12 protein-coding genes are annotated in these 11,047 nt (G+C 73.8%); 9 read left to right on the plus strand and 3 right to left on the minus strand.

What is annotated here, in order from left to right:
• The first annotated feature begins 50 nt into the window (after window positions 1-50).
• The 3 genes from BLT39_RS19700 to BLT39_RS19710 all read left to right on the plus strand — a co-directional run bounded on the left by BLT39_RS19700 (window position 51) and on the right by BLT39_RS19710 (window position 2,998).
• The gene (locus BLT39_RS19700; protein ID WP_242658560.1) at window positions 51-719 is read left to right on the plus strand and encodes a TetR/AcrR family transcriptional regulator; all 669 of its coding nucleotides are present in this window, start codon (window positions 51-53) and stop codon (window positions 717-719) included.
• A gap of 118 nt (window positions 720-837) precedes the next feature.
• Window positions 838-2,184, plus strand: coding sequence for an MFS transporter (locus BLT39_RS19705; RefSeq protein WP_091068052.1), 1,347 nt, complete (start codon window positions 838-840; stop codon window positions 2,182-2,184).
• Window positions 2,185-2,188: 4 nt separating this feature from the next.
• Window positions 2,189-2,998, plus strand: coding sequence for an N-acyl homoserine lactonase family protein (locus BLT39_RS19710; protein ID WP_091068171.1), 810 nt, complete (start codon window positions 2,189-2,191; stop codon window positions 2,996-2,998).
• A 6-nt stretch (window positions 2,999-3,004) separates the two neighbouring features.
• On the opposite strand, the gene BLT39_RS19715 is transcribed toward BLT39_RS19710, so the two are convergent.
• Window positions 3,005-3,874: an oxidoreductase gene (locus tag BLT39_RS19715; RefSeq protein ID WP_091068055.1), complete on the minus strand. Its 870-nt coding sequence runs from the start codon at window positions 3,872-3,874 to the stop codon at window positions 3,005-3,007.
• 27 nt (window positions 3,875-3,901) lie between these two features.
• On the minus strand, window positions 3,902-5,119 hold the full coding sequence (locus BLT39_RS19720) for an MFS transporter (protein WP_091068059.1): 1,218 nt from the start codon (window positions 5,117-5,119) through the stop codon (window positions 3,902-3,904).
• A 474-nt stretch (window positions 5,120-5,593) separates the two neighbouring features.
• Here BLT39_RS19720 and BLT39_RS19725 point away from each other — a divergent pair, with 474 nt between their 5' ends.
• The 5 genes from BLT39_RS19725 (at window position 5,594) to BLT39_RS19745 (ending at window position 10,020) form a co-directional block, all read left to right on the plus strand.
• Window positions 5,594-6,667, plus strand: coding sequence for a M23 family metallopeptidase (locus BLT39_RS19725; RefSeq protein WP_242658561.1), 1,074 nt, complete (start codon window positions 5,594-5,596; stop codon window positions 6,665-6,667).
• Window positions 6,668-6,734: 67 nt separating this feature from the next.
• On the plus strand, window positions 6,735-7,664 hold the full coding sequence (locus BLT39_RS19730; RefSeq protein WP_091068062.1) for a cation diffusion facilitator family transporter: 930 nt from the start codon (window positions 6,735-6,737) through the stop codon (window positions 7,662-7,664).
• A gap of 40 nt (window positions 7,665-7,704) precedes the next feature.
• Window positions 7,705-8,661: a cytochrome c oxidase assembly protein gene (locus BLT39_RS19735; protein WP_242658562.1), complete on the plus strand. Its 957-nt coding sequence runs from the start codon at window positions 7,705-7,707 to the stop codon at window positions 8,659-8,661.
• Between the two features lie 7 nt (window positions 8,662-8,668).
• A complete protein-coding gene (locus BLT39_RS19740; RefSeq protein WP_091068066.1) occupies window positions 8,669-9,178 on the plus strand; it encodes a metallophosphoesterase family protein in 510 nt (169 codons plus the stop codon).
• On the plus strand, window positions 9,175-10,020 hold the full coding sequence (locus tag BLT39_RS19745) for a putative RNA methyltransferase (RefSeq protein ID WP_242658563.1): 846 nt from the start codon (window positions 9,175-9,177) through the stop codon (window positions 10,018-10,020). Before BLT39_RS19740 ends, BLT39_RS19745 begins: the two co-directional genes overlap by 4 nt.
• A gap of 84 nt (window positions 10,021-10,104) precedes the next feature.
• Here BLT39_RS19745 and BLT39_RS19750 read toward each other — a convergent pair whose 3' ends face one another.
• Complete coding sequence (locus BLT39_RS19750) at window positions 10,105-10,437, minus strand: GlsB/YeaQ/YmgE family stress response membrane protein (protein WP_242658564.1); 333 nt, start codon at window positions 10,435-10,437, stop codon at window positions 10,105-10,107.
• 188 nt (window positions 10,438-10,625) lie between these two features.
• Between BLT39_RS19750 and BLT39_RS22775 the strand changes: the two genes are divergently transcribed.
• Window positions 10,626-11,047, plus strand: a 422-nt coding sequence (locus tag BLT39_RS22775; protein ID WP_242658565.1) for a cbb3-type cytochrome c oxidase subunit I, incomplete at its 3' end; no start/stop codon positions are given.

Raw genomic sequence — 11,047 nt, forward strand, 5'->3', positions numbered from 1 at the left:
GGACACCACACCGCACGCCCCGGCGCCATCCCCCCACCTACGCTGCGCAGGTGACCGAGACGACCGGGCGGACCCCCGAACGCACCCGGGACGCCGACCGCACGCGGGCCGAGATCCTGGCCGTGGCCACCGAGGAGTTCGCGCACTCGGGCTACGCCGGTGCCCGGGTCGACGTGATCGCGGCCAAGACCAGCACCACCAAGCGGATGATCTACTACTACTTCGGCGGCAAGGAGCAGCTCTACGTCGCCGTCCTCGAGGCCGCCTACACCCGCATCCGCGACCTGGAGCAGCAGCTGGACGTCGAGCACCTCGACCCGGTCGACGCGGTCCGCGAGGTCGCCGGGCTGACCTTCGACCACCACGAGGCGCACCCGGACTTCGTGCGGCTGGTCAGCATCGAGAACATCCACCACGGCGAGCACATCGCCCGTTCGTCGGTGCTGTCCGGGCTGGCCAACCCGGCGCTGGACGTCCTGGGCGGCATCCTCGAGCGCGGCCGGGCCGCCGGCCGGTTCCGCGACGACGTCGACGCCCTGGATGTGCACCAGGTGATCAGCAGCTACTGCATCTTCCGGACGGCGAACCGGCACACCTTCGGGGCGCTGTTCGGCCGGGACATGCTCGACCCCGCCCGCCGCGCCCACCAGCGGGCGCTCATCGGCGACCTGGTGGTCGCCTGGCTGTCCTCGTCGGGCGGCGACACGCGCGGTATGTGACCCACGTCTTGACAGGGTGACGCGGCCCACTCCATCCTCTCCGTCGTACTAACCAGGTGGTACATAAGCCGCCTCGCCCCACTGTCCCTGCACCGCCGCATCCACAGAGGAGCACGACGTGACGACCCCGACCAGTCCGCCCACGGGGGGCACGGGCTTCGTGGCCAACCCGCGCAAGGCCGCGACCGCCGCCTTCGTCGGCAGCGCCCTCGAGTACTACGACTTCTTCATCTACGGGACCGCCGCGGCTCTGGTGTTCGGGCGGGTCTTCTTCCCCTCCGACAACCCGGCCGCGGGGACCCTGCTGGCGCTGGCCACGTTCGGCGTCGGCTACCTCGCCCGCCCGGTCGGCGCCCTGGTGCTCGGGCACATGGGCGACAAGTTCGGCCGCAAGAACGTGCTGGTGCTGACCGTGCTGCTCATGGGTGTCTCCACCTTCCTGGTCGGCTGCCTGCCCTCCTACGCCGCCATCGGCGTCGCCGCCCCGATCGCGCTCGTCGTGCTCCGCCTGGCGCAGGGCTTCTCCGCCGGCGGCGAGCAGGCCGGCGCCAACTCGATGAGCCTCGAGCACGCCCCCGACGACCGCCGCGCCTTCTTCACCAGCTTCACCCTCAGCGGCACGCAGGGCGGCCAGATCCTGGCCACCGCCATCTTCATCCCGATCGCCGTGCTGCCCGACGAGCAGCTGCTGACCTGGGGCTGGCGGATCCCGTTCTTCCTGTCCGCGGTCGTCGTCCTGGTCGCGTTCCTCATCCGCCGCAACCTGGAGGAGACCCCGGTCTTCGAGCAGGAGAAGGCCAGCGCCGAGGTGGCCAAGCTGCCGCTGGCCGTGCTCCTGCGCGACCACTGGCCCGCCGTGCTCCGGGTCGTCCTCGCCGCCGTCATCGCCTCGGTCAGCACGATCTTCACCGTCTACGCGCTGAACTACGCGGTGAACACCGTCGGGCTCGAGCGCACCCCGATGCTGTGGGTCGGCGTGCTGGCCAACGTCGTCGCGCTGTTCACCATCCCGCTGTGGGGCCGGCTGGCCGACCGGGTCGGCCGCAAGCCGGTCTTCCTGTTCGGCAGCGCCGGCTGCGCGGTGCTGATGTTCGGCTACCTCTGGTCGATCTCGCAGGGCAACTACTTGTTGGTCTTCGCCTTCGGCCTGGTCATGTTCGGGATCGTGCACAGCGCGACCAGCGGCACGTGGCCGGCGTTCTACGGCGAGATGTTCCCCGCCCGGGTGCGGCTGTCGGGCATGGCGCTGGGCACCCAGATCGGCTTCGCGATCGCCGGGTTCGCCCCGACCATCGGCGGCGCGGTCGCCGGCGACGGCGTCGACGCCTGGTTCCCCGTGGCCGTGGTGACCGCGGTGTTCTGCCTGGTCAACATCGTGGCGGTCGCGACGGCGCGGGAGACCCACCGGGTGCCCACCGCCGACCTCGGTGAGCCGGCCGCGCGCCGGCAGACCGCCGGCGTCTGACCCCGTGGCCCTCGTCGACGAGCTCCGCCCCGGCGGCGAGGGCCTCTGGCGGGTCCTGGCGCTGCGCTACGCCACCCGCCAGGGCACCCGGGGCCAGCACTTCCTGGGCCACGACGACCGCTCGGCGCACCCGCACCCCACCGCGTACTACGTGTGGGTGGCGGTCTCGCGGTCCGCCACGGTGCTCGTGGACGCGGGCATCTCGGCCGCCCACGCGGCCACGGTCCCGGGCCTGGAGCACCGCGGGTCCCCGGTCGCGCTGCTGGCGGAGGTCGGCGTCGCCCCCGGGGACGTCGACGTCGCCGTCCTCACCCACCTGCACTACGACCACACCGGCACGGTCGCGGAGCTGCCGCGGGCCCGCTACGTCGTGCAGCGGGCCGAGTGGGAGTACTGGACCGGCCCGTGGGCCCGGCGGATCACCCGGGAGCACTGGCTGAACAGCCCCGCCGACATGGCGCACCTGGCCGGGGCCGGCGACCGCCTGGAGCTGCTGGACGGCGACGCGGAGCTCGCCCCGGGCCTGTCGGTGCACCGGGTGGGCGGGCACACGGCCGGCATGCAGGTCGTCCGGGCCGCCACCCCGGCCGGCGCCGTCGTCGTCGCCTCCGACAGCAGCCACTTCTACGAGAACGTGGAGACCGACCGTCCCGGCACGCTGCTGCACTCCATGACCGGCGTCCACGGCGCCTTCGACCGGGTGCGCGAGCTGGCCGACCCGGGGCTGGTGGTCCCCGGGCACGACCCGGAGGTGCTGGCGCGCCACCCGGCGGCCTCGCCGGAGCTGACCGGCCGGGTGGCGCTCATCGGCTGAGGCGCCTCACGGACCGCCGATGGCCGCCAGCTCGTCGAGCTCGTCGGGGCCCAGCACGCGCGCGGCGGCCTCGAGGTTCTGCTCCAGGTGCGCCACCGAGGAGGTGCCGGGGATGAGCAGCACGTTGGGGGAGCGGGCCAGCAGCCAGGCCAGCGCCACCTGCATCGGCGTGGTGCCCAGCCGGCCGGCCACCGACTCCAGCGCCCGCGACTGCAGCGGGGTGAACCCGCCGAGCGGGAAGAACGGCACGTAGGCGATGCCCTCGCGGGCCAGCGCGTCGACCATCGCGTCGTCGTCCCGGTGCACCAGGTTGTAGTGGTTCTGCACGCACACGACCGGCGCGATCGAGCGGGCCTCGGCCAGCATCGAGGTGCTGACGTTGCTGACCCCGATGTGCTGCACCAGGCCCTCGGCCTGCAGGGCGGCCATGGTCTCCATCGGCTCGGCGACCGAGCGCTCGACCGGCTCGGCGAACCCCGGCATGCGCAGGTTGACCACGTGCAGGCTGTCCAGGCCGAGGTGGTCGAGGTTGTCGTGCACCGCCTGCCGCAGCTCGTCGGCGCCCAACGCCTCGGGCCACTCGCCCTCCGGCGTCCGCCGCGCCCCGATCTTGGTCGTGATGGTCAGCTGCTCCGGGTAGGGGTGCAGCGCCTCGCGGATGATCTCGTTGGTCACGTGCGGGCCGTAGTAGTCGCTGGTGTCGATGTGGTCGACACCCAGCTCGACCGCCCGCCGCAGCACGGCCACCGCCGCGTCCCGGTCGGCCGGCGGACCCATCACGTGCGGACCGGCCAGCTGCATGGCGCCGTAGCCCATCCGCTGCACGGTGCGGTCACCGAGCTGGTACTGCCCGGCGTGGTCTGCCCTCGTCGTCATGTGCTCCGGTCTACTCCCGGAGGACGGTCAGCGCGCGGTGACGCAGGCGGTCGCGCCCTCCCAGGCGTCGACGTCGGCGACGACCGGGTCGGGGGTGCGGGCGTCGGCCCGCTCGGTGCGCACGGCGACCAGGCAGAGCACGGTGCCGGCCAGGGCGAGGGCCGCGCCCACCCAGATCGGCGCGGTGTACCCCTGCCCGGCGCTGAGCACCGCGGCGCCGAGCGCGGCCCCCAGGGCGTTGGCCACGTTGAACGCGCCCTGGTTGGCCGCGGACACCAGCGACCCGCCGCGCACGCGGGCGGCCTCGATGACCTTGTTCTGCACGACGGGGCCGGCGGCGAAGGACACCGCACCGAAGAGCACCAGCAGGACGACGGCGGCCACCGGTGTGCGCGCGGTCAGCGCGAACGCCGCCAGCAGCAGGGCGCTCACCACCAGGCTGGCGAGGACGGCGCGCAGCCCGAACCGGTCGCCGAAGCGGCCACCGGCGAGCATGCCGATCGTGGTGCCGATGCCGAACACCGCGAGCACCGGGGTCACCCACGCCTCGGGGAGGCCGCCGAGCTCGGTCAGGATCGGCGCGACGTAGGAGTAGACGGCGAACAGCGCGGCGAAGCCGATCATCGTCACGCCCAGGACCATCCAGACCTGCCGGCGACGGAAGGCGCGCAGCTCGCTGCGCAGGTCGGTCGCCTCGCCGGTCAGCGCCGGCATCCAGGCCAGCAGCCCGGCGATCGTCACCAGCCCGATGACCGCGCACCCCGCGGGCACCAGCCGCCAGCTGGCCTGCTGGGCCACGAAGGTGCCCAGCGGGACGCCGACGACGTTGGCCACGGTGAGGCCGGCGAACATCAGCGAGATCGCCTGGGTGGCCTTCTCCCGGGGCACCAGGCGGCGGGCGGCGACCGCGCCGACGCCGAAGAAGGAGCCGTGCGCCAGCGCGGTGATGACCCGGGCGACGACGAGGGTGCCGTAGCTGGGGGCCAGCGCGGAGAGCACGTTGCCGACCACGAAGACCGCCATCAGCGCGACGAGGGTCTGCTTCGGGGTGAACCGGACGCCGAGGGCGGTGAGCGTCGGGGCGCCGACCACGACGCCCACGGCGTAGGCGCTGATCAGCAGCCCGACGGCGGACACCGACACGTCGAGGCCGTCGGCGATCTGGGGGAGCATGCCCATGACCACGAACTCGGTCGTGCCGATGCCGAAGGCACCGATGGACAGGGCGAGCAGGGCGCGGGGCACAGCAGTCCTCACAGGGCGCGGGTGGGCAGGACGTCTCCTGGGGCCAAGGCCGGATCGGGTCCCGACCATCCACGATCCCCGATGACACCGGTCACGTCGGCACCGACACCCGCCGGCCGCCGTCCGGTAGGCAGAACCGGACGGTGACGGAACCCCATGAACACGCCGTGCCGGGGTGACACCTCGCTGGGTACGGGTTTCGTCACGGCTGGTGATGATCGTCCCGCGGTGTGGGATGCGGTCGGCGCTGTGCAGCCACAACATCACCCAGGGTTGCTGATTGGCACATCTGGTGGTGACCTACCTCACTGAACACCAGTGATCCCGGTCCCCATCTGGTCACGGCCAGGTCACGGCATGTTTAAGTGGGTCCCGCCCTCCCCCCGAGCCCCACTGACGAAAGCCAGGTGCATGAGCCCGCAACACCCGGAACACCTCCTGGCGACGGGCAGGGATCGGCAGGTCGGCACGCTGGTGTCGGACGACGTCCGCAACCCCTCCACCGGGGAGTGGAACGCGATCGTCGGCATCTGGTCCGACGAGTTCACCGCCGACCCGGTCGTCGTCCAGGGCCCGGCCACCGCAGCCGCGCTGCGCGCCGTGGCCGCCCGCGACCTCGTCGACCACATCACCGGTGACGCCGGCGGCACCCGACCGGTCCCGCACGCGCAGGCCGCCGACGGCGACGTCGTGCTCGCCGACGCCCCGCGCGAGGACGTCGAGGTGTCCGCCGCCGAGATCATCGCGGCCATCGCCGAGGGCCGCGTGCCCCGCGGGCGGCACCGCCAGGTCAAGCCCGCCCGCACCCGGTCGCTGGCCGGCCCGGCGCGGATGCGCAAGCCGACCCTCTACCTCGCCGCCGCCCTCGCCGGGGCCACCGGCGTCGGCCTGCTGACCACCGGCGACCCGCAGGCGCAGGCCGGTTCCGCGGTCACCGCCGCCGAGGCCTCTGCCGCGCAGGCCACCAGCGTCGCCGACGCCCTGGGTCTGCAGACGCCCGACCCGGCCGTCGTCGAGAGCGACGCGGTGTCCCAGCTGCAGCAGATGGCCGCCAGCCGGGCGCAGCGCGAGGACGCCCAGGCCGCCGCCCAGGAGACGCAGGCCGCCGCCGACCAGGCCGCGATCGCCGCCGCCGAGGAGGCCGCCCGCCCCAAGGCCGTGCTGCCGGTCGACGGTGCGCGGCTGTCGAGCACCTTCGGCTACCGCTGGGGCACGCTGCACGCCGGCATCGACCTGGCCGCCCCGATCGGCACGCCGGAGTACGCGGCCATGGACGGCGTGGTCATCAAGGCCGGTCCGGCCAGCGGCTTCGGCCTCGCGGTCTACATCCAGCACGAGAACGGCGACGTGACCGTCTACGGCCACATGGAGGAGATCCTCGTCTCCGAGGGCCAGACCGTGAAGGCCGGCGACACCATCGCGCTGCTGGGCAACCGCGGCCAGTCCACCGGCCCGCACCTGCACTTCGAGGTGCACGTGGGCGGCATCGGCGGCGAGAAGGTCGACCCGATCCCGTGGCTGGCCGAGCGGGGCGTCTCCGTCCCCTGACCCCACCCGGCGGCCCCGTGGGGCACACTCCTGGCATGCACGACGACGCATGCGAGGTGACGGGCTGATGGGCCACGACCACGCGCACGCCCACGTGCCGCCCGGCGGCACCGCCTCGGCGGGGTACCGGCGCCGGCTGGGTCTCGTCCTGGGCATCACCGCCACGGTGCTGGTGGTCCAGGCGGTCGGCGCCGTGCTGTCGGGGTCGCTGGCCCTGCTGGCCGACGCCGCGCACATGGCCACCGACACCCTCGGCATCGCCCTGGCGCTCGGTGCGGTCACCCTCGCCCAGCGGCCCGCGTCGGGCCGGCGCACCTTCGGCTGGCAGCGCATCGAGGTGCTGGCCGCGGTCGGCAACGGGCTGCTGCTGGTCGGCGTCGGCGCCTACGTCGTCGTCGAGGCCGTCCGCCGGATCGGCGACCCGCCGGAGATCCGTTCCGGCCTGATGCTGTCGGTCGCCGTCCTCGGCCTGGTGGCCAACCTGGTCTCGCTGGCGCTGCTGCGCCGCGGCCAGGGCGAGTCGCTGAACATGCGCGGGGCCTACCTGGAGGTGCTCGGCGACGCGCTGGGGTCGGTCGCCGTCATCGTCGCCGCGGTGGTCATCGCCACCACCGGCTGGACCGGCGCCGACGTGGTGGCCTCCTTCGTGGTCGGCGCGCTGGTGCTGCCGCGGGCCTGGTCGCTGCTGCGCGACGCCCTCGACGTCCTGCTGGAGGCCGCCCCCCGCGGGGTGGACCTGGCCGACGTCCGGTCGCACATCCTGGGTGTCGACGGCGTCCTGGACGTGCACGACCTGCACGCCTGGACGATCACCTCCGGCCTGCCCGTGCTGTCGGCCCACGTGGTGGTCGCCGAGGACGTCCTCGCCGACGGCCACGGCGGCCGGGTGCTCGACGCGCTGTGCGCGTGCCTGGGCGGCCACTTCGACGTCGAGCACTGCACCTTCCAGCTCGAGTCGGCCACCCACCGCGCGCACGAGGCACCGGTCCACGACTGACCCCCCGACCGGGTCGGCGCCCGGGTGGGACAGTGGGGGAGTGCACGACCACTCCGACATGTGGATGCCCACGGATCCGCCCACGTGGGCCCGGCTGTTCACCCCGCACCTCGACGGCTGGTCCTGGGTCGCCTACCTGACCGTCGCCGCCCTCCTCGCCTACCTGGTCGGCCTGGCCCGGCTGCGCCGCGCGGGCGTGCGCTGGCCCTGGTGGCGGACCCTGTCGTTCGTCACCGGCGCGGTGTCGCTGTTCGCGGTGACCGGCACCGAGCTGCACGGGTACTCGATGGTGCTGTTCAGCGTGCACATGGCCCAGCACATGGTGCTGTCGATGGTCTCGCCGCTGCTGCTGCTGCTCGGCTCCCCGGTGACGATGGCGCTGCGCGCCCTGCCGCGGGGCAGGGGCACCGCCGGCGTCCCCCGGGCGCTGCTGCTGGAGGCCCTGCACAGCCGCTTCGCCCGGTTCGTCTCGCACCCGGGCTTCACGATCCCGCTGTTCATCGTGAGCCTCTACGGGGTCTACTTCACCCCGCTGTTCGACGACCTGATGGCCGACCCGCTGGGCCACCAGTTCATGCTGGCCCACTTCCTGGTCACCGGGCTGCTGTTCTTCGGGCCGATCCTGGGCGCCGACCCGTGGCCGCGGACCGTCGGGCACGCGGGCCGGATGCTCGAGCTGCTGCTGCCCATGCCGTTCCACGCCTTCTTCGGCGTCGCGATCATGATGGCCGGCAGCCTGGTCGTGGAGACCTTCGCCACCCCGCCGGCCGGCTGGGGCGTCGACCCGCTGGCCGACCAGAACACCGCCGGCGCGATCGCCTGGTCCTTCGGCGAGCTGCCCACCGTGCTGGTGCTGGCCGTCGTGTTCTTCCAGTGGGCAGGGTCCGAGCAGCGCCGCAACCGCACGCGGGAGCGCACCATCGACCGGGTCGGCGACGCCGAGCTCGACGCCTACAACGCCCGGCTGCGGGCGATGGCCGCCGGCCGGCGGGCCTGACCGCCCGGTGGCCCTCGCGCTGACCCTGATCGCCGACACGCACCTGCCGCGCCGGGCCAGGGACCTGCCCGCCGAGGTCTGGGCCGCGGTCGAGGGCGCCGACGTCGTGCTGCACGCCGGCGACTGGGTCGACGTCGCGCTCCTGGACGCGCTGGAGGAGCGGTCGCGCCGCCTGGTCGGCGTCGTGGGCAACAACGACCACGGCGAGCTGCGCGACCGGCTCCCCGAGGTCGCCCGGGTGGACCTGGACGGCGTCGCCACCGCCGTCGTGCACGAGACCGGTGCCGCGGCCGGCCGGGAGGCCCGCTGCGCCGCCGCCTTCCCGGACGTCGACCTGCTGGTCTTCGGGCACAGCCACATCCCCTGGGACACCACGGCCCCCGGCGGGCTCCGGCTGCTCAACCCCGGGTCGCCGACCGACCGCCGGCGGCAGCCGCACTGCACCTACCTGACCGCGGTCGCCGACGCCGGCAGGCTGCGCGACGTCGTGCTGCACCGGCTGCCACCCCGCCGGTGAACCCGCCGTTGCCGCCGGCCGCGGTCGGGCTGCTGGCCTGCCCCGTGTGCGGTGCCGGGCTGGCCGCGGACGACGCCGGGGTGCGCTGCGCCGCCGGGCACGCCTTCGACCGGGCCCGGCAGGGCCACCTGACCCTGCTGCCGCCGGGGGGCAGCCCGCACGCCGGGGACTCCGCGGCGATGGTGGCCGACCGGGTCGCCTTCCTGGCCGCCGGCCACTACGCCGGGGTGACCGCCGCGCTGGCCGACGCCGTCCTCGCCGACGGCGTCCCGGGCACCGTGCTCGACCTGGGCGGCGGCACCGGCGCGCACCTGGCCGGCGTGCTGGACGCCGCACCCGGCGCCGTCGGGGTCTGCCTGGACGTCTCGCGGTACGCCGCCCGCCGGGCGGCCCGGGCGCACCCGCGGGCCATGGCGGTGGTCGCCGACACCTGGGCCGGCCTGCCGGTCCGCGACGGCGCCGTCGACCGGGTGCTGGTGGTCTTCGCGCCGCGGAACGGCGCGGAGACCGCGCGGGTGCTCGCGGTAGGTGGCCGGCTGGTCGTGGTGACGCCGGCCGCCGACCACCTGGGCGAGCTCGTCGGCCCGCTCGGCCTGCTGTCGGTCGACCCCGCCAAGGCCGACCGGCTGGCCGGGTCCCTCGAACCGCACCTCGTGCGCACCGCGACCGCCGGCCACCGGGAGCAGCTGGTGCTCGACCGGGACGCGGTGCGGGTGCTCGTCGGGATGGGTCCGCACGCCCGGCACCTGACGGGGGAGGAGCTGGAGCAGCGGCTGGCGGGGCTGCCGGACCGGGTGGCGGTGACCGTGGCGGTCGACGTCACCACCCACCGGCGGGCCTGACCCCGGACACGCGGACGGGGGCCCGGCCTGTGGGACCGGGCCCCCGTCGGAGGTCCTGCGGGGCGCGGCGATCCGCGCCCGGGATCAGCGCCGGACGCTGCGGCGGCCGGTGACGGCCACGTAGACGCCGAGCACGATGATCGCGCCGACGATCGAGCCGATCCAGCCGGCGGTGCCGAGCTCGAAGCCGTTGCCGCTGATCAGCGAGCCGAGCAGGTTGCCCACGAACGAGCCGATGATGCCGAGCACGATGGTGGCGACCACGGACATGTTCTGCTTGCCCGGGATCACGGCGCGGGCGATGAAGCCGGCGACGGCGCCGATGACGAGAAGGACGATGATGTTCCAGAGCACGGGGACCTCCCAGGGGTGACGGCTGGTGCCGTCGGCGCCGGTCTCTCCAACGCGGCTGATCATGTGTCCCGCACGCGACCCGTCCAAACAACGCGATGGTCACGACCTGGTCTCGGAACGCGGGACACCACCCCGACGGGGGACGCGTCGGCGCAGGTCGGCGGCGGGGTGCGGGGGCGGCCGACGCACCGCCGCGGATCGCCTCCCGGACCGCCCGACCGGAGGCGTGCACACCGTCTAAGCTCCGGGTCGTGACGATCGCTCCTGCCCCGATCGTGAGCCGTCCTTCTCCGGTTCACGTGGCCGAGAAGGGTTCGCGGCTGTCGATGCTGCTGCGGACCACCGACCACAAGGTGATCGGGTTGATGTACCTGGCCACCTCGTTCACCTGGTTCATGGTGGGTGGCCTGATGGCCATGCTCATGCGTGGTGAGCTGGCCCGTCCGGGTCTGCAGTTCCTGTCGAATGAGCAGTACAACCAGTTGTTCACCATGCACGGCACGGTGATGCTGTTGTTCTTCGCGACGCCGTTGTTCTTCGCGTTCGCGAACCTGATCCTGCCGTTGCAGCTGGGTGCCCCGGATGTGGCGTTCCCGCGGCTGAACGCGTTCTCGTACTGGTTGTTCCTCTTCGGTGGGTTGATCCTGATCTCGGGGTTCTTCACCCCGGGTGG

This window comes from Klenkia brasiliensis, from assembly GCF_900100695.1.
Classification (GTDB): Bacteria; Actinomycetota; Actinomycetes; order Mycobacteriales; family Geodermatophilaceae; genus Klenkia; species Klenkia brasiliensis.